At 63.4% G+C, this 26,306-nt stretch carries 23 protein-coding genes; 14 read left to right on the top strand and 9 right to left on the bottom strand.

What is annotated here, in order from left to right:
• The first annotated feature begins 36 nt into the window (after positions 1 to 36).
• Both AAV94_RS09085 and AAV94_RS09080 read left to right on the top strand, forming a co-directional pair.
• Positions 37 to 1,923 carry an extracellular solute-binding protein gene (locus AAV94_RS09085; RefSeq protein ID WP_084824842.1) on the top strand — a complete coding sequence of 629 codons (1,887 nt, stop codon included), beginning with the start codon at positions 37 to 39 and terminating at the stop codon, positions 1,921 to 1,923.
• A 43-nt stretch (positions 1,924 to 1,966) separates the two neighbouring features.
• On the top strand, positions 1,967 to 2,329 hold the full coding sequence (locus tag AAV94_RS09080) for a TraR/DksA family transcriptional regulator (RefSeq protein WP_046741990.1): 363 nt from the start codon (positions 1,967 to 1,969) through the stop codon (positions 2,327 to 2,329).
• Between the two features lie 64 nt (positions 2,330 to 2,393).
• Here AAV94_RS09080 and AAV94_RS09075 read toward each other — a convergent pair whose 3' ends face one another.
• From AAV94_RS09075 to AAV94_RS09040, 8 genes are all read right to left on the bottom strand, one after another.
• The gene (locus AAV94_RS09075; protein WP_046742068.1) at positions 2,394 to 2,879 is read right to left on the bottom strand and encodes an acyl-CoA thioesterase; all 486 of its coding nucleotides are present in this window, start codon (positions 2,877 to 2,879) and stop codon (positions 2,394 to 2,396) included.
• A gap of 200 nt (positions 2,880 to 3,079) precedes the next feature.
• Positions 3,080 to 3,421: a ribbon-helix-helix domain-containing protein gene (locus AAV94_RS09070; protein WP_046741989.1), complete on the bottom strand. Its 342-nt coding sequence runs from the start codon at positions 3,419 to 3,421 to the stop codon at positions 3,080 to 3,082.
• A gap of 96 nt (positions 3,422 to 3,517) precedes the next feature.
• On the bottom strand, positions 3,518 to 4,102 hold the full coding sequence (locus AAV94_RS09065; protein WP_046741988.1) for a DJ-1/PfpI family protein: 585 nt from the start codon (positions 4,100 to 4,102) through the stop codon (positions 3,518 to 3,520).
• Positions 4,103 to 4,285: 183 nt separating this feature from the next.
• Positions 4,286 to 6,322, bottom strand: a complete 2,037-nt coding sequence (locus AAV94_RS09060) for an acetyl/propionyl/methylcrotonyl-CoA carboxylase subunit alpha (RefSeq protein ID WP_046741987.1) — start codon at positions 6,320 to 6,322, stop codon at positions 4,286 to 4,288.
• A 36-nt stretch (positions 6,323 to 6,358) separates the two neighbouring features.
• Positions 6,359 to 7,123 (bottom strand): DUF4126 domain-containing protein, encoded by a 765-nt coding sequence (locus tag AAV94_RS09055; protein WP_084824840.1) that lies wholly within the window; start codon positions 7,121 to 7,123, stop codon positions 6,359 to 6,361.
• A 158-nt stretch (positions 7,124 to 7,281) separates the two neighbouring features.
• Positions 7,282 to 8,064 carry an enoyl-CoA hydratase/isomerase family protein gene (locus AAV94_RS09050; protein WP_046741986.1) on the bottom strand — a complete coding sequence of 261 codons (783 nt, stop codon included), beginning with the start codon at positions 8,062 to 8,064 and terminating at the stop codon, positions 7,282 to 7,284.
• Between the two features lie 22 nt (positions 8,065 to 8,086).
• A complete protein-coding gene (locus AAV94_RS09045; RefSeq protein WP_046741985.1) occupies positions 8,087 to 9,694 on the bottom strand; it encodes a carboxyl transferase domain-containing protein in 1,608 nt (535 codons plus the stop codon).
• A gap of 55 nt (positions 9,695 to 9,749) precedes the next feature.
• Positions 9,750 to 11,462 carry an AMP-binding protein gene (locus AAV94_RS09040; protein WP_046741984.1) on the bottom strand — a complete coding sequence of 571 codons (1,713 nt, stop codon included), beginning with the start codon at positions 11,460 to 11,462 and terminating at the stop codon, positions 9,750 to 9,752.
• 153 nt (positions 11,463 to 11,615) lie between these two features.
• On the opposite strand from AAV94_RS09040, the gene AAV94_RS09035 reads away from it, so the two are divergent.
• The 5 genes from AAV94_RS09035 to AAV94_RS09015 all read left to right on the top strand — a co-directional run bounded on the left by AAV94_RS09035 (position 11,616) and on the right by AAV94_RS09015 (position 17,371).
• The gene (locus AAV94_RS09035) at positions 11,616 to 12,716 is read left to right on the top strand and encodes an AraC family transcriptional regulator (protein WP_046741983.1); all 1,101 of its coding nucleotides are present in this window, start codon (positions 11,616 to 11,618) and stop codon (positions 12,714 to 12,716) included.
• Between the two features lie 121 nt (positions 12,717 to 12,837).
• The gene (gene rnk, locus AAV94_RS09030) at positions 12,838 to 13,254 is read left to right on the top strand and encodes a nucleoside diphosphate kinase regulator (protein ID WP_046741982.1); all 417 of its coding nucleotides are present in this window, start codon (positions 12,838 to 12,840) and stop codon (positions 13,252 to 13,254) included.
• A gap of 98 nt (positions 13,255 to 13,352) precedes the next feature.
• Positions 13,353 to 15,335: a dynamin family protein gene (locus tag AAV94_RS09025; protein ID WP_046741981.1), complete on the top strand. Its 1,983-nt coding sequence runs from the start codon at positions 13,353 to 13,355 to the stop codon at positions 15,333 to 15,335.
• Positions 15,332 to 16,438 carry an A/G-specific adenine glycosylase gene (gene mutY / locus AAV94_RS09020; protein WP_046741980.1) on the top strand — a complete coding sequence of 369 codons (1,107 nt, stop codon included), beginning with the start codon at positions 15,332 to 15,334 and terminating at the stop codon, positions 16,436 to 16,438. Before AAV94_RS09025 ends, mutY begins: the two co-directional genes overlap by 4 nt.
• A 147-nt stretch (positions 16,439 to 16,585) precedes the next feature.
• Positions 16,586 to 17,371, top strand: a complete 786-nt coding sequence (locus AAV94_RS09015) for a MetQ/NlpA family ABC transporter substrate-binding protein (protein ID WP_046741979.1) — start codon at positions 16,586 to 16,588, stop codon at positions 17,369 to 17,371.
• An 18-nt stretch (positions 17,372 to 17,389) separates the two neighbouring features.
• Here AAV94_RS09015 and dinB read toward each other — a convergent pair whose 3' ends face one another.
• Positions 17,390 to 18,634, bottom strand: a complete 1,245-nt coding sequence (gene dinB / locus AAV94_RS09010; RefSeq protein ID WP_046741978.1) for a DNA polymerase IV — start codon at positions 18,632 to 18,634, stop codon at positions 17,390 to 17,392.
• 177 nt (positions 18,635 to 18,811) lie between these two features.
• Here dinB and AAV94_RS09005 point away from each other — a divergent pair, with 177 nt between their 5' ends.
• From AAV94_RS09005 to mraZ, 7 genes are all read left to right on the top strand, one after another.
• Complete coding sequence (locus AAV94_RS09005) at positions 18,812 to 19,579, top strand: PhaM family polyhydroxyalkanoate granule multifunctional regulatory protein (RefSeq protein WP_046741977.1); 768 nt, start codon at positions 18,812 to 18,814, stop codon at positions 19,577 to 19,579.
• 241 nt (positions 19,580 to 19,820) lie between these two features.
• Positions 19,821 to 20,867, top strand: a complete 1,047-nt coding sequence (locus AAV94_RS09000) for a CobW family GTP-binding protein (protein ID WP_046741976.1) — start codon at positions 19,821 to 19,823, stop codon at positions 20,865 to 20,867.
• A 411-nt stretch (positions 20,868 to 21,278) separates the two neighbouring features.
• Complete coding sequence (gene dksA, locus AAV94_RS08995; protein ID WP_046741975.1) at positions 21,279 to 21,797, top strand: RNA polymerase-binding protein DksA; 519 nt, start codon at positions 21,279 to 21,281, stop codon at positions 21,795 to 21,797.
• A 23-nt stretch (positions 21,798 to 21,820) separates the two neighbouring features.
• Entirely contained in the window at positions 21,821 to 23,545 is a 1,725-nt protein-coding gene (locus AAV94_RS08990; RefSeq protein WP_046741974.1) for an STAS domain-containing protein, read from the top strand.
• A 147-nt stretch (positions 23,546 to 23,692) separates the two neighbouring features.
• The gene (gene hslV, locus AAV94_RS08985) at positions 23,693 to 24,244 is read left to right on the top strand and encodes an ATP-dependent protease subunit HslV (RefSeq protein WP_046741973.1); all 552 of its coding nucleotides are present in this window, start codon (positions 23,693 to 23,695) and stop codon (positions 24,242 to 24,244) included.
• A 54-nt stretch (positions 24,245 to 24,298) separates the two neighbouring features.
• Entirely contained in the window at positions 24,299 to 25,612 is a 1,314-nt protein-coding gene (gene hslU, locus AAV94_RS08980) for an ATP-dependent protease ATPase subunit HslU (RefSeq protein WP_046741972.1), read from the top strand.
• Positions 25,613 to 25,873: 261 nt separating this feature from the next.
• Entirely contained in the window at positions 25,874 to 26,305 is a 432-nt protein-coding gene (gene mraZ / locus AAV94_RS08975; protein WP_046741971.1) for a division/cell wall cluster transcriptional repressor MraZ, read from the top strand.
• The last annotated feature ends 1 nt before the right edge of the window (position 26,306 follow it).

Genomic DNA, 26,306 nt, shown 5'->3' with positions numbered 1-26,306 from the left:
GGCGATGCGTGCGGTGGTTTGGGGCAGAATTGTCGCATGGCCTACTGCACCGTTCCCATCGGACCCCAGCTTGCCGGCGCGGCGCGCTGGCCCGGGTGGCGTGCTCGTCTGTTGCAGGGCGCTGCGATGTGGCTGCTGGCGGGCGCTGCCTGGGCTGGGCATGCGTATGCCCTTTGGGGCGAGCCGAAGTATCCGCCGGGCTTTGCGCATTTTGACTATGCGAATCCGGCTGCGCCCAAGGATGGAGAGCTGCGGCTGGTGAGCAACCTGCGCAGTTCCACCTTCGACAAGTACAACCCGTTCACGATGCGCGGCTCCGCGCCTGCCTACCTGCAGAACCTGCTGTTCGAGAGCCTGCTGACCGGCGCGCTGGATGAGACGGCTACGGGCTATGGTTTGCTTGCAGAAAGCGTGGAGGTTGCCGATGACAGGCTGTCGGCGACCTTCCGGCTGCGCCCCGAAGCGCGGTTTCACAATGGCAAGCCCGTGCTTGCTGACGACGTCAAGTACAGCTTCGAGACGCTGATCAGCCCGCAGGCTGCGCCGGTCTATGCGTCGATGCTGCAGGACGTTGAGGGCGCCGATGTGCTGGATGCGCACACGATCCGGTTTCGCTTCAGGCGTCCCAACCGCGAGTTGCCGCTGACAGTGGGCAGTCTGCCCATCTTCAGCCGTGACTGGGGCATGGTCGACGGCCAGCGCAAGCCGTTTGACGAGATCATCACGGACATTCCCATCGGCAGCGGTCCGTACCGCATCGGTCCGGTCATCTTTGGCCGTGATATCACCTATGTGCGTGATCCCGATTACTGGGGCAGGGAGCTGAACGTCAACGTCGGTGCCAACAATTTCGAGCGCATTACCATCCGCATCTACCAGGACCACACCGCGCGGCTGGAGGCGCTCAAGGCCGGTGAGTTCGATGCCATGCAGTTTTTCAGCGCGGGTGACTGGGCGCGCCGCGTCAGGGGGCGACGCTTTGACAGTGGCGAACTGGTCAAGGCCGAATTCCAGCACCACAATCCCACCGGGTTTCAGAGCTACTTTCTCAATGTGCGCCGTCCACTGCTGCAGGATGTGCGGGTGCGGCGGGCCCTCGCGCTGGCGCTGGACTACGAGTGGATGAACCAGCGCCTGTTCTATGGCGCCTACCGCCGCGTGCAAGGCCTGTTTGGCAATACGCAGTGTGCCGCGGAGGGCGAACCCAGTGCGCAGGAACTGGCACTGATGGCGCCATTGCGGGCCCACATCCAGCCCGAGGCCTTCGGTCCCATGCCCAGACCACCGCGCACCGACGATCGTCCCAACGGCCTGCGCGAGAATCTGCGCAAGGCACAGGCGCTGCTGGCCGAGGCCGGCTGGCACATGCGCGACGGAGTGCTGCGCAATGCCCGAGGCGAGCCGTTCATCATTGAAGTGATGGACAGCAATGACGCAGGCATCCGCACCATCTCGCCATGGCAGCGCAACCTGCGCAAGCTCGGCATTGAGATGCGTTTTCGTGCCGTCGACTTTGCACTGATGTTGCAGCGCATGGACCGCTTCGACTACGACATCACCTCCCTGAACATCCGTGGCAGTCACAACCCGGGGCAGGAATACCTGCAGCTGTTCGGCAGTGAGGCCGCTGACATCGAGGGCGGGGCCAACTACACCGGGTTGAAGAATCCGGCCGTTGATGCACTGATCGGAAAAATGGTGTCCGCCGATAGCCGCGAACAATTCGTGGCGGCTTGCCGCGCGTTGGAGCGCGTCATCGTGGCCGAGGATGTGTTGATCCCAGCTTGGTATGCGGACGCCTTCCGCGTAGCGTACAACGCCAAACGACTGGAGTTCAAGGCGCCAATGCCGCCCTATGTCGACACGGTGGAGAACTGGATCATGTTCTACTGGTGGTCTGCCCAGCAGCCGCCACAGCCGTGATGCGCAGTTGGCCACCTCATTTCAATGCAACCAAGGAAAGACCATGACAACGCTCCCCACTACCGATCTGCAGGAGATTGCGCAGAAACTCAAAGCGCGCCAGCAGGAGCTACTGCATGAAATTGCTACTGCGGAAGCTGACATTGAGGCTGCTGCGCAAACGCAGGAGGCGCTTGATCCTGAGGAACTGGCGCAGCGCCAGGAAGCCAAGGAGGTGCGTCTTGGCGAAATCGCGCGCGACCGCAATGAGCTCGCCTCCATTGGCCGGGCCCTGGCGCGCATCGAGGCTGGCGACTATGGCGTGTGCGTCGCCTGCGGCAAGCCGATTGCCAAGGAGCGCCTGCTGGCGCGACCGGAGTCGACCCACTGCATCGCTTGCAAGGCAGAACTGGAAGCGCAGGCATGAGTGGTGGCACCGGGGTCATTGGCCCCAATCGAAAACCCGTTGATAGACGTCAGCGCCGAATGGGTCACGAAACGGTTCGGCTGATTTCCTGGTAGCGCTCCTGCAGTTCCTGGCGCAGCTGGCGGCGCTGCTGCGCCTGATGGTAGCGGCGCTTTTCATCAGGCGTTTGTGGATTCAGTGGCGGCACAGCAGTCGGCTTGCCTCGCTCGTCCATGGCCACCATGGTGAAGAAGCAGCTGTTGGTGTGGCGCACCAGTCTCTTCTGGATGTTCTCGGTCACGACCTTGATGCCGATTTCCATCGAAGTGCGCCCGGTGTAGTTGACCGAGGCGAGAAAGGTCACCAGCTCACCCACGTGGATGGGTTGGCGAAACACCACCTGATCCACCGACATGGTCACCACATAGGTGCCGGCATAGCGGCTGGCGCAGGCGTAGGCGACTTCATCCAGCAGCTTCAGCAGCTGCCCACCGTGCACGTTGCCGGAGAAATTGGCCATGTCGGGCATCATCAGCACCGTCATCGTCAGCTGATGATTGCCAGGTTCCATCGTAGGCATGGGGTTTCGTATCGTGTCAGTCACAAGGGCTGAAAAAGTCTGCGATTGTCCCGCAAATAACCGTCGCGTGCACCGGGGCTGCCAATGCGCAAGTGCCGTGCTGTAGTTTCCCGAGAATCTCTGCACGTTCTGCGAGCGGCCATGGGGCAGTGCCTGGCGCGGCACCTGGTGCCAGCGAGTGTGGGGACAGTTCAAGCGGCGTCTGCGGCGAGCACCTGTGCCGCATCAAGCGTGCCGATGGCGACGGTGGGATCTGATGGAAGCGCGCCCAGCAATTGCAGGCGCAGATAGCGGCCGCAGCACACCCGCAGGAACGAGGCGAAGTTGCCAACGCCGCCTTGCGCGGCCACCAGCTCTTCGTAGAGGCGTGAGCACAGCTGGCCGACGCTCAGGCCATCGCGTCGAGCGATCTCCTCAAGCACCTCCCAGAACAGGTTTTCCAGATCAATGCTGGTGACTACGCCGTGCAGCCGGATGCTGCGTGTGCGCCGGGCGTAGAGCTGCGGGTCGGCATTGACGAAGATCTGGCACATGCGAGGGCTTCCGGCAGTCGTTCAGGCCTGCCAGCTTGCCTGTGGCGCGAAGCCGCGTCAATTGGGAATAGGCCCAGGCTGTGCAGAGCGACGCTATCAGCTGTGCGCAATCCGAGTGCCCAGCACCGCCAGAAACTGCGCCATCCAGGCGGGATGCGCGGGCCATGCAGGCGCGGTAACCAGATTGCCATCGGTGTAGGCCTGGTCGATGCCGATGTCGGCATAGGTGCCGCCAGCGGTCTCGACGTCGGGCTGGCAGGCCGGATAGGCCGAGCAGGTGCGCCCCTTGAGCACACCCGCGCCAGCCAGCAACTGCGCGCCGTGGCACACCGCCGCCACCGGCTTGTTGGCCTCGAAGAAGTGGCGCACCATCGCCACCACCTGTGGATCGAGCCGCAGATATTCCGGCCCACGGCCGCCGGGAATCACCAGCGCGTCAAAGTCTTCTGCCCGGATGGCATCGAACGTGCCATTGAGCGTGAAGTTGTGACCGGGTTTCTCGCTGTAGGTTTGCGCACCTTCAAAGTCATGGATGGCCGTCTTGATCTGCTCGCCGGCCTTTTTCTTAGGGCACACAGCCGTGACGTCATGACCGACGGCCAGCAGTGTCTGAAACGGCACCATGGTCTCGTAGTCCTCGCAGTAGTCGCCACAGATCATCAGAATCTTCTTGCCTGCCATGTTTGCTCCTTGGTGGTTTGGGCCTGGTGCCCGTCAGCGATGCATTCTGCCAGCCATCAATGTTTGGATGTCGCTGCGGTCACAGGCTGTTATTTTGGGCGCAGCGGCCTGTAAAGCGGGTGGTAGCTGGCTACTACAGTGTGCCTTTCTGCGCAGCGCTGGATACGCATCAGGACCGTCAAGTCAGTTGCACAGAGTGAGAAGTTCGGCGCCGTCCATGACCTGATCGCCCGGCGAGAACAGCAGTTCGGCGACGGTGCCGTCGTGCGGCGCGGTGATGGTGTGCTCCATCTTCATCGCTTCCAGCACTGCCAGTGGTTGTCCCTGCCTGACGACATCGCCAGGCTTGACGGCAAAGGCGATGACCTTGCCGGGCATGGGAGCGGTCAGGCGGCCGGCTTCGGCCTGTTCGTTATCCTCGCCGAGGGGGGGGACCCAGGTGATGGTGTCGTGTCCTTGGGGGGCGAACAGCTCTATGGCGTTGCCATCGCGATAGCAGGTCACGCGCGCGCAATAGTCCATATAGGTCACCGCAAGCGCCGAGCTGCCCGGCACCGAGGCATAGGACAATGCGCCGGAGGAAAGCGCAGGCGTTGACTGGTTGGTACTTTGGAGATCAATGTCCAGATGCAGGCGTCCATCGCGCAGGTAGCGCAGTTGTGCGCTGAATTTGCGCGTGCCTCTTGCGAAGACGAAAAATCGCTTGGCTTCACCCCAGCCGCGCCATCCGTCGCGGCGCGAGAAGGGATCGGCGTCGCACGCCGCAGCTTCCTGGTGCAGGGTATGGGCAATGGCCACGGCGACGCTGAATGCTTCAGGCCATACGGTTTGTCCGAAAAGATGCTGCGCCTCGCGCTGGATCAGCGCGGTATCCAGCCGTGCATGTGCGAAGGATTCGCTGCGGATGGCGCGGCGCAGAAACTGTACGTTGGTAGGCACGCCCACGATGTGCAGCTGCGACAGGGCCTCGTCCAGCCGTGCCAGCGCCTGTGCGCGCGTCTGGCCATGCACGATCAGCTTGGCGATCATGGAGTCGTAGTGTGGGCTGATGGCGTCGCCTTCGCGCACGCCATCGTCCACGCGCACGGCGCCGACGGTGAAGCTGCTGGCATGGGGCTTGCGATAAACGCGCAGCGTTCCTGTAGCTGGCAGAAAGTCGTTGTCCGGATTTTCGGCGTTGATGCGCGCTTCGATGGCATGGCCGTGAATCTGCAACGCGTCCTGGCGCAACGGTAACGGCTCACCAGCGGCAACGCGCAGTTGCCACTCCACCAAATCGGTGCCAGTGATGGCTTCCGTGACGGGATGTTCGACCTGCAGGCGGGTGTTCATCTCCATGAAATAAAAGCGCATTTGCTCGGGCTGGGCATAGCCGCCGGGCTGTTCAACGATGAATTCGACGGTGCCTGCGCCGACGTAATCAACGGCGCGCGCAGCGGCGATGGCCGCCTGGCCCATCTGCGCGCGCAGTGCCGCCGGCAGGCCCGGTGCTGGTGCTTCCTCCAGCACCTTCTGGTGACGTCGTTGTACGGAACAGTCGCGCTCGAACAGGTGCACGTAATTGCCGAGCGCATCCCCAAATACCTGGATTTCGATGTGGCGTGGGCGCTGCACGTATTTTTCGATCAGCACGCTGTCGTCGCCGAAGCTGCTGCTGGCCTCGCGCTGGCACGACTGCAGGGCGGCATCAAAGTCCTCGCTGCGCGCGACGACGCGCATGCCCTTGCCGCCACCGCCGGCACTGGCCTTGATGAGAACGGGATAGCCGATGCGCTCGGCCTCGCGTTTGAGCAGTTGTGGGTCCTGATCCTGACCGTGGTAGCCGGGCACTAGCGGCACACCCGCCTTCTCCATAAGGCGCTTGGATTCGGCCTTGAGGCCCATCGCGGCGATTGCAGCAGCGGGTGGGCCGATGAATGTCAGGCCGGCATCAGCGCAAGCCTGTGCGAAATCCTCGTTTTCCGAGAGAAAGCCGTAGCCAGGATGCACCGCCTGCGCGCCGGTGGACAAGGCGGCGTCAATGATGCGCTGCCATTGCAGATAGCTCTCCTTGGGGCTGCTGGGGCCGATGTGCACCGCCTCGTCAGCCGCATGTACGTGCTTGGCGTTTGCGTCGGCATCGGAATAGACGGCAACCGTGCGCACACCCAGCCGTCGGGCAGTCGCTGCAACGCGGCAGGCAATTTCCCCGCGGTTGGCAATCAGAATTTTTGTGAACATGATGTTGTCTCCTCGTAAACGGCAAAAAAACCGTCGTCATGGGGGGCCGGATGCCGGGTGCGCCGCGTTGGTGCCAAACAGGCGCCTCAGCTTGCGCCAGGTCGCGCGCAGGAACTTGAACATCAGCCAGGTCACGATCCACATCGCGACCACGGCGATGGCCAGCACGACCACGAAGACTACCGGGTTGGTCAGTGCCAGCCAAATCGCGCCGATGCTCAGGCCGTCTTCGGCGAGACTGGCGCCAACATTGGAAAAGGGCTCGGGGGATGCGTTGATGGCTGCGCGCGTGGTCGTCTTCGCGGCCTGGCTGGTGGCAGCTAGCGTGCCGCCCATGAGGGCGGCGACCAAGGCCATCTGCGCGTTGTCGGCACCAAATACGGAGGCCGCCAGCGCTGCGCCAGCGGGCACACGAATGACGCTTTGCAGCAGATCCCAGATGGAGTCAAAGCCAGGAATCTTGTCGGCAAAGAACTCGGCAAACAGCATGATGCCGCTGAAGAACAGCACGATGGGACTTTCAAGAATGCCCAGCGCGCCGGGTAACGCGATCCAGTCCATCCAGCCGATCAACCCGGTAATGAACACCACCGCATACAGGCGCAGGCCGCTGGCCCATCCGAGCGCAGCAGCCAGCGCCAGCAGGCTGGTTATATCCATGCCGCTGAGCGCGTGCCCCACGTGGCTGCTGATCGCTCCCGCCGCGTCGTGAATGGTGCTGCCGTCCAGGTGGATGCCTGCGCCGTGCAGGCCATCACTGAGGCGGTTGGTGAAGTTGGGACTGGCGTTGTCAAGGGCCATGGGATGCTCCTACAGACGGATCGAAACGCCGGTATTCTGAAGCGTGTGCAGGGCACGGTCCTTGCAATTGCGCGCCACGCCTACAGGCCCCCGGCGCATGGACGCGCCTGTTGATGCAGGGTGTCAAATCGCGTCGTAGAGTGCGGGATCATTGCGAATCACCCAAGCCAGGATGGTTTGCGTCTTTGCAGAAATGACTGCACGCCCTCCTTGCCTTCGGCGCTGGCGCGAATGTCGGCGATGCCTTGCACGGTCGTGGCGATCAGTGCATCGTCGATGGGATGTTCGGCAACGTCCTGCAGCAGTTGCTTGCAGGCTTTGACGGCGTGCGGGCTGGCTGATGCCAGTGTCTGCGCGAGTGACGTGACTGCGGCATCCAGCGCATCAACGTCGGCAACGGCTGCGTGGATGAAGCCGATACGCAGCGCTTGCGCGGCACTGAAGCGCTCGCCAGTCAGGAAGTAGCGGTGCGCCGCGCGCGGACCCATTGCGCGCAGGACGTAGGGACTGATGGTGGCAGGGATCAGCCCGAGCTTGACTTCAGAAAGGCAAAAGCCTGCCGACTCTACGGCAACTGCCATGTCGCAGGCGGCCACCAGCCCCATGCCGCCCGCGTACACATCGCCCTGGATGCGCGCTATGGTGGGCTTGGGGCAGGTGTAGATCACATGCAGCATTTGCGCCAGTCGCGCGGCGTCTGCGAGGTTTTCATCGCGCGTGTACTCGGCCATTTCTCGCATCCAGTTCAAGTCCGCGCCGGCGCAGAAGGACTTGCCTTCCGCTGCCAGTACGACCGCCCGCACGTTCGCGTCACGGCCAAGCGTGGTGAAGGCCCGCGTCAGCTCTGCAATCAGCGCTGCATTGAAGGCGTTGCGCGTATCAGGTCTGTCGAGGGTGACGGTAGCGGTGTGGCCAGCGTGGGTAATGTGCAGATGGGGCATGGCAGGCGATCTCAGCAGTGGTTTACATCCGGAATACGCCGAACCTGGCGTCTGCAATGGGCGCGTTGCGGGAAGCGGAAAGACCAAGTGCGAGCACGCGCCGAGTGTCGGCCGGATCGATCACGCCGTCATCCCACAGTCGGGCCGAGGCGTAATAGGGATGCCCCTGTGCCTCGTACTGTTGGCGGATGGGCGCCTTGAAAGCTTCCTCCTCCTCGGCGGACCACTGGCCGCCTCTGGCTTCGATGCCATCACGTTTGACGGTGGCCAGCACGCTTGCAGCCTGCTCGCCACCCATCACGGAGATACGGGCGTTTGGCCACATCCACAACATGCGTGGCGAATAGGCACGACCACACATGCCGTAGTTGCCGGCACCGAAGCTGCCGCCAATGATGACGGTGAACTTGGGCACGTTGGCCGTTGCGACGGCCGTGACCATCTTGGCACCGTGGCGCGCAATGCCTTCGTTCTCGTATTTGCGCCCGACCATGAAGCCGGTAATGTTTTGAAGAAAAACCAGCGGAATCTTGCGCTGGCAGCACAGCTCGATGAAGTGCGCCCCCTTCTGCGCCGACTCGGAAAACAGGATGCCATTGTTGGCGATGAGGCCCACCAGCATACCCTCGATACGGGCAAAACCGGTGACCAACGTGGCGCCAAAGCGGGCCTTGAACTCATCGAACTCGCTGTCATCAACGATGCGGGCGATGATTTCGCGCACATCAAACGGCTTGCGCGTGTCGGTTGGGATGATGCCGTAGAGTTCTTCTGCAGCGAATCGGGGTGGCCTGGGCGGGCTGTCGGAGGGTTGCGCAGCCTTGTGCCATTGCAGGTTTCGGACCTTCTCGCGCGCCAGCGCCAGCGCATGCATGTCGTTGTTTGCCAGGTAATCGGCAACACCGGACAGCCGCGTGTGCACGTCGCCACCGCCGAGGTCTTCGGCTGTGACCACTTCGCCCGTGGCTGCCTTGACCAATGGTGGGCCGCCGAGAAAGATGGTGCCCTGGTCCTTGACGATGATGGTCTCATCGCTCATGGCGGGCACATAGGCGCCACCTGCAGTGCAGCTGCCCATGACCACCGCAATCTGCGCAATGCCCTGCGCGCTCATGGTGGCCTGGTTATAGAAGATGCGGCCAAAGTGGTCCCGATCCGGAAACACCTCGTCCTGGTTGGGCAGGTTGGCGCCACCGGAGTCGACAAGGTAGATGCAGGGCAGACGGTTTTGCTGGGCGATCTCCTGCGCGCGCAAGTGCTTCTTGACGGTCATCGGGAAGTAGGTGCCGCCCTTGACCGTGGCATCGTTGCACACCACCATGCATTCGACGCCCTGGATGCGGCCGATACCGGCGATCAGCCCCGCGCATGGGGCGGCGTTGTCATACATGTTGAGTGCGGCCAACGGGGCGATCTCCAGAAACGGCGAGCCGGGATCGAGCAGCGCCTGCACGCGCTCGCGTGGCAGCAGCTTGCCGCGCGCCTGATGTTTGGCGCGCGCAGCTTCTCCGCCACCCTGTTCAATCGCAGCGAACTGCAGGTTGAGGTCATCGACCAGCGCCCGCATGGCCTGCGCGTTGGCTTGGAACTCTGCCGAGCGGGAACTGACCTTGGAGGTGAGATGGGCCATAGGAACTGCTTTTTTTCGAGATGAACGGTGAAGAACTGCAAGGTGGCGTGCGTGCTCAGGCCGTGCGTTCTTCGTGAAGGTCCAGCAGCTTCTTCATCTCGTCGCGGATGACGAACTTCTGGATTTTTCCTGTGACGGTCATGGGAAAGGCGTCGACGAACCGGATGTACCGCGGCACCTTGTAATGCGCGATCTGCCCTTGGCAAAAGGCACGCACCTCCTCCTCGCTCAGAGGTTGGCCGGGTTTGACGATGATCCAGGCGCACAGCTCTTCGCCATACTTCTGATCAGGCACGCCAACCACCTGAACGTCCTGAATCTTCGGGTGGCGGTAGAGGAATTCCTCGATTTCGCGCGGATAGATGTTTTCGCCGCCACGGATCACCATGTCCTTGATGCGTCCGACGATGTTGACGTAGCCCTCGGCGTCCATGGTCGCCAGATCGCCGGTGTGCATCCAGCCTTCGCTGTCGATGGCCTCGCGCGTTCGTTCCTCATCGCCCCAGTAGCCGTGCATGACCGAGTAGCCGCGCGTGCAAAGCTCGCCAGCCTGGCCGCGCAACACGATCTCACCGGTGCCAGGATCGATGATCTTGATTTCCAGATGCGGCTGCACCCGACCTACCGTGGTGACACGCTTGTCCAGTGGTGTGTCGACATCACTCTGGCAGCTCACCGGGCTGGTTTCGGTCATGCCATAGGCAATGGTGATCTGCGAAAGGTGCATGCGTTCGACCACCTTTTTCATCACCTCGATCGGACAGGCGGTGCCCGCCATGATGCCGGTACGCAGCGTCGACAGGTCGAACTGTGCAAAGCGCGGATGGTCGAGCTCGGCAATGAACATGGTTGGCACGCCGTGCAGGCCAGTGCATTTTTCTTCGTGCACGGTCTGTAGCGTCAGCAGTGGATCAAAGCCATCGTTGGGGTAGACGATGGTGCTGCCGTGCGTGATGCAGGCCAGGTTTCCCAGCACCATGCCGAAGCAGTGGTACAGCGGGACTGGAACGCATAGTCTGTCTTGCGGTGTCAGACGCATGCACTCACCAATGAAGAAGCCATTGTTGAGAATATTGCGATGCGTCAGCGTCGCCCCCTTCGGAAAGCCGGTGGTGCCGCTGGTGAACTGAATGTTGACCGGATCCGTGTGCTTGACCAGCGCCTGCGCGTGCGCGACAGCAGGGTCGGCAGCATCGCCGCTGCCCAGCAGCTGTGAAAAGCGCAGCATGCCGGGTTGCTCACTGCCGCTTTTGTCCTCATCGATCCATATCACATGACGCAGAAACGGCAGGCGGCGCGCTGCAAGCTGGCCGGGCTCACATTGATTCAGCTCTGGCGCAATTTCGCGCAGCATGGCCAGGTAGTCGCTGCTCTTGAAACTCGGCATGGTCACCAGCGCCTTGCAGCCGACCTTGTTGAGCGCGTATTCGGCCTCGGAGGTGCGGTAGGCTGGGTTGATGTTGACCAGAATCAGCCCAAGCTTGGCCGTGGCCAGCTGCATCAGCACCCATTCCACGTTGTTGTGGGACCAGATACCGACGCGGTCGCCGTTTTGCAGCCCGGCTCTGAGCAGCGCACTGGCCAGGCGCTGGACTTGCCTGTGCAGTTGCGCATAGGTCAGGCGCTGCCGTTGGTGCCGACTGACGAGCGCCTCGCGGTCTGCATGGCGCGCAGCGACGGCGTCAAAAAAGTCGCCGATTGTCTGCTCGATCAGGGGCGGGGCCGTGGGGCCCTTGGCGTAGCTGGCAGTGGCAGGTGCATCGGTCATGCGTTGTCTCCTGGCGGGATGGTGTGGACACCCCTGCTTGTTTGTGTGCGTGGCGAACGGTTTTCAGCTTAGCCCAACGGATGCACGGGCGATGCACGGTCATGGGCATGAAAAGTGCCAGAATCAAGGCTTGATCGTGCACCAGCCACAGCCATGTCCGCCACTTCACCCAGACGCCCTCTCCGCAGCGCCAGGCCACCTGCGCGCGCCACGCCTTCGGCCTTCGTGCAGACCATTGTTGCTGCCTATCAGAGGCAGGGCCGCGATCCCCAGCCAGCGCTGCTGCACGCACAAATCGCGCCACAGGAGTGGGAGAACGGGCAGGGCTTCATCACCGCGCTGCAGATGGAGCGGCTATCGTCCTATGCCATGCGCGAGCTGGACGATGAGGCGCTGGGCTGGCTCTCGCGGCCGATGCGCTGGGGCAGTTACGGCTTCCTGGCACGTGCCTGCATCTCCTCGCCGACCTACCGTGTCGCTCTGCTGCGCTGGTGCCGCCACCATGGCCTGCTGACGCAGGACCTTGTCTTGCAGGTGCAAGTGCAGCGCGCCAGCGCCAGCGTGCTGGTGCACGAGCAGCACGTGGCTGACGACCTGCAGGTGCGTCGCATGGGCCTGCTGACGCTGCTGCGCAATATCCACGGCTTTTCCTGCTGGCTGCTTGATTCGCATATCCCGTTGCTGGCGGTAGATCTGCCTTTTGCGCCTGCACCCTATGCCGCCCAGATCGAGGCCATGTTCCCCGGACCAGTGCGCTATGGCGCGCAGACTGCGGCGCTGCACTTTGATGCCAGCTATCTGGCCATGCCGGTCCGCCGTGACGAGCTTGCCCTCAATCAGATGCTGGAGCGGGCGCTGCTGGTGGTGGTCAAGCCCTACCGCCGCGACAGACTGATGCAGCAGCGCGTGCGCCAGCTGCTGCGCCAGAGCGACGGCGCAGCCGGGCATACCGCCGAGTCGCTGGCGCGGGCACTGCATGTGTCGGTGCGCAGCCTGCATCGCTTTTTGCAGGAAGACGGCACCAGCCTGCAGGCGATCAAGGACGAGGTGCGCAGCGAGCGCGCCTGCCAGTTGCTGCTGCGCACTGGTTATCCGGTCAAGAAGATCGCCGGCATGGTCGGCTTTGACAATGCCAAGAGCTTTACCCGCGCGTTCGTGCGCTGGACGGGCATGCCACCGCAGCTGTACCGCCAGCAGCGCGTGGCGGCGCTGCAGCGGCAGGGCGAGCCAACGAAAGAGGAGATCCGACCGTGAATCCCGGTGCAGGGCCGATTCAGTGCAGATGTTCCTGCGGCGCGGCGTTGTCTATCGGCTACAGTGCTGGCCGGCTGACGCGGTCCTGCCAGGCCAAGGCCTTTGCGACTATCTTACTGTTATGACAACACCCAAACCCCCATTGATTCTGTCTTCGCTGGACGTGGAGCGTATCGAGTCCCTGCTGGAGGCGTTGCCCCAGAATGCCTTTGCAGGCCGTGCTGAACTGGAGCGCGAGATTGCCCGGGCCGATATTGTCTCTCCCGAGGAAATCCCCCCGACGGTGGTGACGATGAACTCGACCGTGCGTTTCGTGATCGAGGAAAGTGGCCAGGAGTTTTCGCTCACGCTGGTCTATCCGCGTGACCAGCAGGGCCAGAGTGACCGCGTGTCCGTGTTCGCGCCGGTCGGCAGCGCCCTGCTGGGCCTGTCGGTTGGCGATGCCGTCAGGTGGCCAGGCCCCGGCGGCAAGGAAATGACGGTGCGCGTGCGCGAGGTGCTCTACCAGCCCGAGCGCAGCGGCGAATTGCATCGCTGAGACACGTGTCACTTCTGCGCTGCAGCATGGTCTTGCTGTAGTAGCATCTGGCCAACTCCTTCTTCTTTCGTGAGCCTGTCGACGAGCGAGCAAACCCTGTGAACGCTGAAAGTCAGTTATTCAACCAGCGGTTTGAGCAGTATGGCCTGTGGCGCGCGGGCTTTGCTCAGGCGCTGGACGTCTTCTCGGCCTGGCTGGACAGCAAGGGACTGCGCAATGCCGCGACGATGGAGCGGCTTGCGCGGCTGCATGAGCAGGCTGCCAACGACAGGATTACCGTTGCCTTCGTGGCCGAGTATTCGCGCGGCAAGTCGGAGATGATCAACGCGCTGTTCTTTTCCAGCTACGGGCGGCGCATCATGCCAGCCAGAGCTGGGCGCACGACGATGTGCCCGACCGAGCTGATCTGGGAGCCCGAATTCCCGCCGGGTGTGCGGCTGCTGCCCATCGAGACGCGCAAGTTGGGTGCCAGCCTCGCGGATTGGAAGCTCAAGCCTGCCGCCTGGCATGCGGTAGCGCTGGACGCCCGCTCCGGCGACAGCGTGGCCCAGGCGCTGCAGCGGGTCACGGAGACCATTCAGGTCGACCAGGCCGAGGCCGCCCGCCTGGGTTTCTGGCGCGACGATGCCGGCGCGGAGAATCCGCCCCTGAATGCGGCAGGCCAGATGGAGGTGCCCAGATGGCGCCACGCCATCATCAACTTTCCGCACCCACTGCTGAAGAAAGGCCTGGTTATCCTCGACACTCCGGGGCTCAACGCCATTGGCGCGGAACCCGAGCTCACCATCAGCTTGCTGCCCCAGGCGCAGGCCGTGCTGTTCATTCTGGCAGCGGATACGGGAGTGACGCGCTCGGACCGGCATATCTGGCAGGAACATCTGGCGCGCCACGTGGATACACAGGGTCTGCGACTGGTCGTGCTCAACAAAATCGATACCCTGTGGGACGGCTTGACCAGCAAGGAAGAGCAGGCTGCGCAGCTGCGCAGCCAGCGCCAGTCCGTCGCCCGCATGCTGAGTGTGCCGCTCAACCATGTGCTGGCGGTCTCGGCGCAGAAGGCGTTGGTGGCCAAGATCCACAAGGATGAAACCCTGCTCAAGGCCAGTGCCATCCGCCAGCTGGAGACCGTGCTGATCGACACCCTGCTGGGCCAGCGGCACCTCATCCTCCAGCGTGCACTGATGCGGGGGCTGGGCGAGATTCGCACCGAGGCCAGCCAGGTGCTGAACGTGCGGCTGCGCGATCTGACCGAGCAGATCCAGGAGCTTGGCAGCCTCAAGGGCAAGAACAACAGTGCACGGCGCAGCATCCGCATGCGCATCGCGCGCGAGCGCAAGGAGTTCGACGGCTGCGTCAGCAAGATCCTCGGCTTGCGAGCGGCGCAGAACAAGCTGCTCAACGAGGCGTTCCAGCTGCTCAGCGGCAAGACGATCAAGCAGGAACTGGCCGCACTCATGCAGGCGCTGCAGGGCAAGTTTCTCTCCGTCGGATTCCAGAAACGGTTCCTGCAGACCTTCAGCCGTCTTCAGGAGGTGCTGGAGACGGCGCAGGACGTTGCCGATCAGATGCACCGCGTGCTGGCAGAGTCCTACCACAGCCTGAACATGGAATATGGCTTCGCGCTGCAGCCGCCTGGGGCCGTGGACCTGCGCCAGTTCGCGCCCGACCTGGACCGGATCGCGCAGAGCAACCGCCACTACTTTTCCATGACCAACGCGCTGCGCTTGTCTTCGGCGGAGTTCAGCGAGCGACTGGTCAATGCCATTGCCATGCGGCTGCGCGCCGTTTTTGAGGCCGCCTGCAACGAGCTGGATCTGTGGAGCAAGGCCTCCACCGCGCAACTGGACGTTCAGCTCAAGGAGCGTCGCCTGAGTTTCATCAGTCGCAGTGAAACCATCGAGCGGATCGAGCAGGCCGACCTGGATCTGAGCGATCGGCTGCAGCAGCTGCAGCGGGAACTGGCTGAGCTGCAGGAAGTGGCCAGCGCGCTGAATGCCCGCAGCGAACAGCTGGAGGTGGCCCTGCAGGCGGCCATGCGCGGCGTTGATGTGCATCTCGGCCAGGTGCCGGTCAGCCAGTGACCGGTTTTGAAGACACACGGCGCGCAGCTTCGTTTGCGCAGCAGCTGGTGGACTGGCAGCGCCGCCATGGCCGGCACGGCCTGCCGTGGCAGGGCACGCGCGATCCCTACCGGGTATGGCTCTCCGAAGTCATGTTGCAGCAGACCCAGGTGCAGACCGTGCTGCCGTACTTCACCCGTTTTTTGCAGACCTTTCCGACGGTGGCGGCGCTGGCAGCTGCGCCTGTCGAGGCGGTGATGCAGCTGTGGAGTGGCTTGGGCTATTACAGCCGCGCACGCAACCTGCACCGCGCCGCGCAGCAGGTGGTCACGCAGTGGGGCGGGCAGTTCCCGCCAGACGCACAGGCACTGGCCACGCTGCCTGGGGTGGGGCGGTCCACAGCCAACGCCATCGCGGCCTTCTGCTGGCATGAACGCGTCTCCATTCTTGATGCGAATGTGCAGCGGGTGCTGGCGCGCTATCTGGCATTCCCCGAAGATCTCGCCAGCAGCCGCAGTGTGAAGACGCTGTGGATGTGCGCAGAAACCCTGCTGCCGCCTGCAGCGCGCGCAGCAGACATGCCGACCTACACCCAGGGGCTGATGGATCTCGGTGCAATGGTCTGCACGCCGCGACAGCCGCGCTGCACGCAGTGCCCGGTGGCCGGTGGCTGTCTTGCTTATGCGGCAGGCAAGGTGGCGCAGTATCCGCGGCGTACCCGCAAGCTGCGACGCAGCACAGAGCAGTGGGCGCTGCTGGTGCTGTTGGATGCGGCGCAGCAGGTCTGGCTGCAGCGGCGCCCTGCATCGGGCATCTGGGCGCAGTTGCAGGCGTTTCCGGTGTTCGCCGGTGAGGCGGCGCTGGCGGAGGCGGTGCAGCAGCTCGGCCTACCGGTGGCGCAACTGGACTGGCAGCCAGGTGTCAAGCATGTACTGACGCACAAGGATCTGATGCTCAGTCCGGCACTCTTGCGGCTGCCGCAACGTGGCCCGGAAATGGTAAATGACGGCCTGATCGGCCCCGGCGAATGGGCTTCGCTTGCGGACGTGGCTGCCGGTGCCCATGGCGTGCCGGCACCGATCAAGGCGTGGGCGATCCAGTGGCTCTCCAGACCGGCGGGGTAATCTGGACTGCAGAGTGGTCAGCCGGGAAGTTTTTTATATAACATTTATTTATAAAACAAGTATCAAACAGTATTTTGAAGTATGAGTAGGGCACTCTAGAATCGCCGACCATCCATCCAACGGGATGAATACTGAAAAGGAACGAACATGATCAAGAAGTTGCTTCCCCTGTTTGCCGCTGCCGCCCTGGCAGTGGGCGCCCATGCACAGACCAAGCTGGTAGTTGGCGCCACACCAGTGCCTCATGCCGAGTTGCTCGAATTCGTCAAGCCGGCGCTCAAGGAGCAGGGCGTGGACCTGCAGGTGCGCGAGTTCACTGACTATGTGCTGCCCAACTCCGCAGTGGCGGAGAAGCAGCTCGATGCCAACTTCTTCCAGCATCAGCCGTATCTGACCAACTTCAACAAGGAGCGCGGCACTGATTTGGTGGCGGTGCCCAACGGGGGCATCCATATCGAGCCGTTTGGAGCCTATTCGAAGAAGATAACCTCGCTGGAGTCGCTGCGCGATGGCGCGGTGGTGGCCATCCCCAACGATGCGACCAATTCCGGGCGTGCGCTGCTGCTGCTCGATTCCGCAGGGCTGATCAAGCTCAAGGACCGCAGCAATATCACTGCCACGGCGGTGGACATCGCGGAGAATCCGAAGAAGCTGCAGTTCCGCGAGTTGGAGGCCGCAATGCTGCCGCGCGCGCTGGATGATGTCGATCTGGCGCTGATCAATACCAATTTCGCACTGGAAGCAGGTCTGGTGCCCACCGACGACGCGCTGCTGCTTGAAGGCGAGGACTCGCCTTACGTGAACATCATCGCCGCGCGGGCCGACCGTGCCGACGATCCTGCCATCGCCAAGCTCACAGCGGCGCTGCGCAGCGAGGCCGTGCGGGCCTTCATTCAGGAAAAGTACAAGGGGGCGGTGGTCCCGGCGTTCTGACCCCGCCGATGGCATCCCTCACGGGTTGTCCGTGAAGGGCAGTGCCAGCTGCTGCGGGTCAGAGGCTTGCCGGTTCCTGGCCGCTTCGTCGGCAGCCTGGGCCTGCTCCAGCGGCAGCAGGTTGTCGACCTTCACACCCAGCAGGCGAATGCGTCGGGACAGGTCGACGCGCTTGAGGCATTGCCCGGCCACGCGGCGGATCTCCGCCGCGTCCTGCGTGTGATGGTCCAGCGTGATGGCGCGGGTGGCGATGCGAAAGTCCGGAAAGCGTACCTTGATGCCCACCGTGCGGCCGGCATAGCCCTTGCGCTGCAAGTCCGCCGCCACCCGGGTGCACAGGTTGGTAAAGACCTGCGAGAGCGCGCTGCGGTCTGCCACCGCGTGCAGGTCGCGCTCGAAGGTCGTCTCGCGGCTCATGGAGACCGGCTCGCTCTCGACCACCACCGGCCGGTCATCGCGCCCCCAGGCGACGCGGTGCAGCCACGCGCCGTAGCTGTTGCCGAACTGTTCGATCAGCTGTTGCTCGGGCACCTGCGCCAGTTGCCCCAGCGTTTCGATGCCCAGAGCCGCGAGCCGGGCGCTGGCCTTGGGGCCGATGCCATTGACCTTGCGGCAGGCCAGCGGCCAGATGCGCTGCGTGACCTCTTCGGGCATGAGGATGAAGATGCCGCCAGGCTTGTGCCACTCGCTGGCCAGCTTGGCCAGCAGCTTGTTGGGCGCTACGCCGAGCGAGCAGCTCAGCCCGGTCGCCTCGGCAATGGCCTGCTGGATACGCTGGGCCAGCACCAGGCCGCCCTGCAGCTGGCCGTCGGGCGCATCGGTGAAGTCGATGTAGACCTCGTCGATGCCGCGATCCTCCATGACCGTTGCGTGCCGCAGGATCTCGGCCTTGAACCGTGCCGAGTAGGCGCGGTAGCGTTCGAAATCGGCCGGCAGCAGATAGGCCTGCGGGCACAGCTTGGCCGCCTTCATCATGCCCATGGCCGAGCCGACGCCATACTGGCGCGCTTCGTAGGTGGCGGTGGTGACCACTCCACGACCGGTGTACTGGCCCAGCCGGCGAAAAGCCTCCAGCGGAATCTGCTCGGGCGGCAGCGCTTCCAGCGCGTCGTCGCCCAGCCAGCCGGGCGCGCGCCGACCACCTCCGATGACCAGCGGCAGGCCGCGCAGCTGCGGCTGACGCAGCAGCTCCACGGACGCGAAGAACGCGTCCATGTCCAGATGGGCGATGCGGCGTATGCGGCGGCTTTCGGCGGCGCTCATGGCAGCTAGTATGCCCGCGCGGCGGCCGGGTGCAACTGTGCCACTGCGCGTATGTGCCATGGACGGCGTGCGCCGCTGCCGCTAAGCTGGCAGCCGGTGCGGCGCGCCCATGTGGTGTGGCGCGTGTGCGTTTACACAGATTCCGATGCGTATGCATCCATTCGAGCGGGAGGCGTTATGGCAGAGCAGGACAAGTGGCTGGAGTTCGCTCGGTTTGTACCGGGTTTCGATTTTCTGCGTAATCTGGCGCCCCCGCTGGTTGGCGAGGCAGCGGCATCGCCGTCAGGCGCGTCGGCCTTCCAGCAGTGGCTGGCCCCGACCATGGACCCTGCCGAGGTGCAAAAGCGCATCGACGAGCTCAAGGTGGTGAAGTTCTGGCTGGAGCAGAATGGCCGGGCGCTGGAGGCGTCCATCCAGGCGCTGGAAGTGCAGAAGATGACCCTGGCGACGCTGGGCGCAATGAACCGGGGCGCCAGCACCTGGGCGGACGCATTGCAGGACGGGTTTCAGGAAGCCGCGCAGGGTGCTGCCCACGCCTTTGATCGCGCTGCTGCGCCGCAGCGCGCGCAAGCCCCTAGCGATGCGCAGGGGCAGCACGGACAGGGCGGCGAGAACGCCGCTGCCGATGCGGGCGACCCCACCGTTCGTCTGATGCAGCAGCAGGCGGTGCAGTGGTGGGCAGCCCTGACGGAGCAATTCCAGGCCATCGCGCAAAAGGCCGTTGAGGACATGGGCCAGAACATGGCAGCAGCTGCGCCCGCCGCCGATGCCGCTGGCGATATGGCACCGGAGTCAGCCACGAAGGCCAGGCGGCCAGCGGCGCGCCGATCTTCCACGCCGCGTGGTGCCGCGAGGGCCAAGCCAGCCACCGGCACTGGCAGCCGCAAGGCCTCCGCGGCGAAATCCGCTGCCACTACGCGCAGGTCCGCAGGAGGCCGTAAGTAGGAAGCTGCCCACAGTCTCTGCTGCCCACAGTCTCTGCATATGCGTCGCAGTCGGACGATCGCGCCAGGGCGCAGGCCCGTTTGCCCGGCTGGCGGCACAGGCTTGACAGCCTCGCTAAACTGACGCGTGGTCCGGCTGCCTTGCCGGGCCTGGCGTCGCATGGGCCTGGCGGGAGCCAGGGCAGGGCCAGCATGGCCATTGGCTGCGGCGCAACTTGTCTTTGTTGAAGGATGCATATTCCATGGCGCTGATACCAACCACCATCCTGACCGGGTTTCTCGGCTCAGGCAAAACCACTTTGCTCAATCGCGTGCTCAAAGAGGCGCACGGCCAGCGCATCGCCGTGATCGAGAACGAATTCGGCGAGGAGAACATCGACAACGAAATCCTCGTGCGCGAGGAAGGCGAGCAAATCGTGCAGATGAGCAATGGCTGCATCTGCTGCACCATCCGCGATGACCTGCGCAGCACGCTGGTCGATCTGGCAACGCAGCGGCGCAACGGTCAGCTGACGTTCGACCGCGTCGTCATCGAGACCACCGGCGTGGCCGATCCAGGCCCCGTCATCCAGACCTTCTTCATGGACGAGGAGGTGGCAGAGAACTTCCTGATCGACAGCGTCATCACGCTGGTCGATGCCAAGCATGCCCAGCAGCAGCTGACCGATCGTCAGGAGGCGCGGCGCCAGGTGGGCTTTGCCGACCAGCTGTTTCTCTCCAAGACCGATCTCATCTCCGCCGAGGAGAAGGCCGCACTGGTCCACCGGCTGCAGCACATCAACCCGCGCGCGCCCATTCGCTCCGTGCATTTTGGCGAAGTGCCGCTGGCCGAGGTGCTGGATTTGCGCGGCTTCAACCTCAACGCCAAGCTGGAAGTGGATCCGCAGCTGATGGACGACGACCACGACGGGCATGGCCATGATCACCATGACCATGACCACGAACATGGCGAGCACTGCGATCACCCGCACCACCATCACCATGACGACGACGTCAAGAGCTTCGTGTTCCGTGCGCAGCGCCCGTTCGATCCGGTCAAGCTGGAAGACTTCCTGGGCGCCATCGTCAACGTCTATGGCCCCAGGATGCTGCGCTACAAGGGTGTGCTCGACATGGCGGGCACCGATCGCAAGGTGATCTTCCAGGGCGTGCATCAGCTGATGGGCTCGGACCTTGGGCCTGCGTGGCGCGACGACGAGGTGCGCGAGAGCAAGATGGTGTTCATCGGCATCGATTTGCCGCGCGACATCCTCGAGCAGGGGCTGACGCAATCCCTCGTGCCAGCCTAGGGAAGGTCTGCAAAACCCATGTCGCCGCGCGAACGCGTTCTGGCGGCACATCGCTTTGTTGGCTTTTGACGGCAATAGCACCACTATTGCCGTCAAAAGCCGTCGCGCGCTGCATCCGCCATAACGCTCCGCGCTTTCCGGCAGGGTTTTGCAGACCTTCCCTAGGCGCTGCGGCGCCTGCCTGTGCAGTCCAGTCGGGATAATCCACGGACCCTTTTTGTGAATATGGCTAAAATCGCGCGCCCATGGCGATATGGCTGGCGCGAAGTCTGCTGGTCTTGTCATGGACACAGCCGGCGGGTGTGGTGCAGGGTGCTGCGCCACCCCGTCCGGGCAGCCTGTGTGAACTCCGTGGCCGTGTATGCAGGGCCGTTGTATTCGGTGTATTGATTGAAGGCGGTTACAAAGACTATGGCAACGAAATCCTCGTCGCGCGCTGCAGCAGCGCCTGCAGCAACCAGTAAGCCCGAAGAAAAGTCTGCGCATGGCGCATCCAAGGATCTCAAGGACATCTCGGTCGATGACCTGACCGATGAGGATGTGCTGGCCATGCCCGAGGAAGACTATATGAACCCGGTGCAACTGGCGTTCTTCCGCAAGAAGCTGCAGGCGCTCAAGGACGATATGCTGCGCAAGGCCGGTGCCACCACGGAGTATCTGCGCGAGGAAGTCTCGGTGGTGCCAGATCCTGCGGATCGGGCAACCATTGAGGAAGAGCATGCGCTGGAGCTGCGCACGCGTGACCGTGAACGCAAGCTGCTCAAGAAGATCGAGCAGTCGATCGCCGCCATTGATGCCGGCGAGTACGGCTACTGCGAGGAAACCGGCGAGCCCATCGGCATCGGGCGGCTGCTGGCCAGGCCAACGGCCACCCTGTCGCTGGAGGCGCAACAGCGGCGCGAGCTCAAGCAGAAGATGTTTGGCGACTGAAGGGTCGCATTCGTTTCGCCACCGTGTCCAGAGACTCCACTTCACCTCCTCCTCAGCAGCCTACCGGATACGGCCTGCTGTCGAAGGTGGTGAAGTTCGTCAGCAATCCCACCAAGGATTGGAAGGAGCTGGACGCCATCGAGGAACCCCAGGCCGGTGGCGTCAGCGAGGAGGCGCTCAACGCACAGCAGCTGCGTGAGCGCATGGAGCGCAAGCGCCGTAACGACTTCATCCGCAAGGCCGAATTTGCGCATCTGCGCAAGATCATTCAGGCGCGGCGCAAGCAGCGCCAGCCCGAGCTGCCGCAGGGCGTGGTGATTCGCACCGGCGTGGCCGGGCGCAGCAGTGGAGCGGGCGAATCGGCATCGTCGTCTTCGCCGCCGCTGCAGAATCCTTCTGGTACGCTCAAGAAAATCAACGAGATCGAAGCGCAGCTGTCCCAGCAGTGGTGGCATGCAGGGCAGCAGGGCGCATCGACCGCTGCACACGCGCCCGTTGATGCGGCGGCCCAGGAGCACGCAACGCAGACCGCAAGCGCGCTGGATTCAGGTTTTTTCCTGGGCGGCTCCAGCCTGTTCTTTGCCGATGCGGTGGCCGAAGCCTTCGCTGCGGCGCGCCGTCGCATGGAAACCCAGCAGGCGCAGCAGTCCGACGACGAGATGGTCGCGAGGTTGCGCAGGATGGACGAAGTGCGGGCATTTTTTGGATTGCAGGAGGAATTTGTGCATCAGCCCGATCTGGAAGAGGCCGCGATACTGTTTTGCAGCAATCGCGTCGCCGAGGCGGAGAAGTTGCTGGTCGAGGTCATCCGCAAGAACGCCAATGCGCCCGCGCAGCAGCAGATTGAACTGTGGCTGGCATTGCTCGACCTCTACCGCGCCGTGGGCGCGCAGGACCGCTTCGATGCCGTGGCCATCGATTTTGCGCAGCGCTTTGACCGGTCGCCGCCTGTCTGGGTGTCGCTGCCGCAGTTGCTCGGCGAGTCGCAGGAAAAGGAGCAGAACAGGCGGCCGTTTTCCTGGACGAGTGCACCTGAGCTGACGGCGCAGAGCGTGCAGACTGCCGATGCGCTGCGCCAACGCGCAGGCGCGCCCTTTCATCTGAACTGGGTGCGCCTCAAGCACATCCATGCCGATGCACTGGAGCCCATGCTGCAGTTCATCGAGGCGCTGACCGTGCAGGAGGGCTCCGTGGAGTTCGTGGCTGGCCAGCAATTGCTGGAGCTGCTGCAGCAGCAGACGGTTGCCAACGATGCCAGCGTGGACCGGCGCTGGTGGCTGCTGCGGCTGGCCGTGCTGCGGCTCATGAACCGCGCGGAGGATTTCGAGCTGGTGGCGCTGGATTACACCGTCACCTATGAAGAGTCGCCGCCGATGTGGCAGCCGCCAGTGGCGCACTACCGCGCCGATGATGGTGGCGCAGCCGCCAGAACGGTGCAGGAGCAGCTCCCCGGCGCACCCGCCTACTCGATGGGCAGTGGCGCGTTGCATGGCCGCATCAGCAACGATGCCACGCAGCTGCTGGAAGATGCAGTGGCGCAACTGCCGCAGTCGTCGGCCATCACCATCGACTGCAGTCGCCTGATCGTCATCGACTTCGCGGCCGCCGGCTCGGTGCTGAACTGGGCGGCGCAGCAGCAAAGCAACGGGCGGGTGGTTGCTTTCAGCAACCTGCACCGATTGATTGCCGTGTTCTTCAACGTCATCGGGATTCAGGAGCACGCGCGCATCCTGCCGCGCAAGGACTGAGCACCTGTTGACGCTCTTTTCAGTCCTTGCTCAGCAAGGCAGCTGGGCAAGGGCGCCTGGGCGGGAGCCATCAGCGGCGCTTTGCGGGGCGCGTTTTTTTGCCCGCCGTGCACTTGAAGTGCCGTGCAGGCGCCCCATATCCATGCGATGGAACAGTTTCATGGAACCACTATCTTGAGTGTGCGCCGTCAGCGCGCGGACGGTAGCGTGCAGGTCGCCATCGGCGGCGACGGACAGGTCACGCTGGGCAACATCGTCGTCAAGGGCACGGCGCGCAAGGTACGCAAGCTCTACCACGACAAGGTGCTGGCGGGCTTCGCCGGTGCCACTGCCGATGCCTTCACGTTGTTCGAGCGTTTTGAGGCCAAGCTTGAAAAACACCAGGGGCATCTGGCGCGCGCCGCCATCGAGCTGACCAAGGATTGGCGCACTGATCGGGTGCTGCGGCGCCTGGAGGCGATGCTGGCGGTGGCCGACAAGGACGTCTCGCTCATCATCACCGGCAACGGCGACGTGCTGGAGCCCGAGCAGGGCATCGTGGCCATCGGCTCAGGCGGCGCCTATGCCCACTCGGCGGCCAAGGCCTTGCTGGCGCACACCGAGCTCGATGCCGAGGCCATCGTGCGCGAGTCGCTGCGCATCGCCGGCGAGCTGTGCATCTACACCAACCTTAACCACACGATCGAAGTGTTGCGTTGAGCCCGCTTGCGCGCAAGGCGCAGTGCGTATCGTCCTTCGACGCCAGGAACCATCATGTCATCCATGACCCCCCAGGAAATCGTCTCCGAACTCGACCGTCACGTGGTCGGCCAGACTGCCGCCAAGCGTGCCGTGGCCATCGCGTTGCGCAACCGCTGGCGGCGTCAGCAGGTCGCCGAAGGGCTGCGTGCGGAGATCACACCCAAGAACATTCTGATGATCGGCCCCACCGGGGTCGGCAAGACCGAGATCGCCCGGCGCCTGGCGAAGCTGGCCGACGCGCCGTTTGTGAAGGTGGAGGCGACGAAGTTCACCGAAGTCGGCTACGTCGGCAAGGATGTTGATTCCATCGTGCGCGATCTGGTGGAAGTGTCGGTGAAGCTCGAGCGCGACAATGAGATGCGCCGCATGCGCAGCCGTGCCGAGGATGCGGCTGAGGATCGCATCCTTGACGTGCTGGTGCCGACGGCATCCTCCACCGATGGCAGCGACAGCACGGCCAGGCAGGTGTTTCGCAAGAAGTTGCGCGAAGGCCAGCTCGACGACAAGGAGATCGAGCTGGAACTGGCCGAGCCCAGGCCGCAGCTTGAAATCCTGGGGCCTGCCGGCATGCAGGACATGGCCGAGAGCCTGCGCGAGTGGATGGGCCAGCTGCAGCAAGGCAACAAAAAGAAGCGTCGCGTGCGCATCGGCGAGGCGCGCAGGCTGCTGGTCGACGAGGAGGCGGCCAGCCTTGTCAACGAGGACGAAATCCGCACCCGGGCCGTGACCAATGCGGAGCAGAACGGCATCATCTTCATTGACGAGATCGACAAGGTTGCCGTGCGCAGCGAGGCATCGGGCTCCGATGTCTCGCGCCAGGGCGTGCAGCGCGACCTGCTGCCGCTGGTGGAGGGCACGACTGTGCAGACCAAGTACGGCATGGTCAAGACCGACCACATGCTGTTTATTGCCTCCGGCGCGTTCCATCTCTCCAGGCCCAGCGACCTGATTCCCGAGTTGCAGGGGCGTTTCCCGATTCGCGTTGAGTTGACATCGCTATCGGTGGACGACTTCGTGGCCATTCTGGCCAGCACCCATGCATCGATCGTCAAGCAGTATCAGGCGCTGCTGGCAACGGAAGGTGTGACGCTGGACTTCCAGGATGACGGCATCCGGCGGCTTGCGGAAATCGCGTATGAGGTCAACGAGCGCACCGAAAACATCGGCGCGCGGCGCCTGGCGACCGTCATGGAGCGACTGCTCGATGACGTGAGCTTCAGGGCTACGCAGTTTGAAGGGCAGACCGTGCGCATCGATGCCACTTACGTCAACGAGCGATTGGGCGAGCTCAGTCAAGACGAGGATCTGTCGCGCTACATTCTGTGACCGACGTCACCGGTGACGATTCGATGTAATAGTTGACATGGCAATCGCGTCGTAAGTTGTTATTTTTGAAGTGTTTTGGCCGCCAGCATCTGTTCGGGTGCTGGCGGCTAACTCATTGATTCCATTGAAAAAATTTGTCCGGGGCACTGTCTTTCCGGAAAAATCCTGCTAAAGTGCAATTTAGTGCCGAAAAGTGGCGCAAAGTGGGATTTTTGAAGCGGGACACCCGCGTGCCCCAACCAGGCTGGCCAGCCGTAAGACATGCTTTTTCAGGGAATTTCATCTGTGACGCTCGACGCCAAGGGGCGGCTCTCCGTGCCGACCCGGCATCGTGACGCCCTGATGGGGCAGTTCGAGGGGCGCGTCACGATCACCCGCTATCCGGAAGGCTGCCTGATGGTGTTCCCACGTCCCGAGTGGGAGAAATACCGTGAAAAGGTCATTGCACTGCCCGAGTCGGCGCGCAGCTGGAAGCGCATCCTCGTGGGCAATGCCATGGACGTCGAGCTCGATGCCACTGGCAGGGTGCTGATCGCCCCCGAGCTGCGTCAGGCCGTTGGCCTGACACGCGAGGCCGTGCTGCTGGGCATGGGCAACTGCCTGGAGCTGTGGGACCGCGCGCGCTACGAGGCGCAGGAGGCCGCCGCGCTGGCCGAGGGCATGCCGGACTCGATCAAGGACATCACGCTGTGAC

The sequence above is a fragment of the Lampropedia cohaerens genome (assembly GCF_001005215.1).
In the GTDB taxonomy this organism is placed as follows: domain Bacteria; phylum Pseudomonadota; class Gammaproteobacteria; order Burkholderiales; family Burkholderiaceae_C; genus Lampropedia; species Lampropedia cohaerens.
The sequence above is the reverse complement of the archived record's forward strand: the minus strand, read 5'-3'. Positions and strand labels throughout refer to the sequence as shown.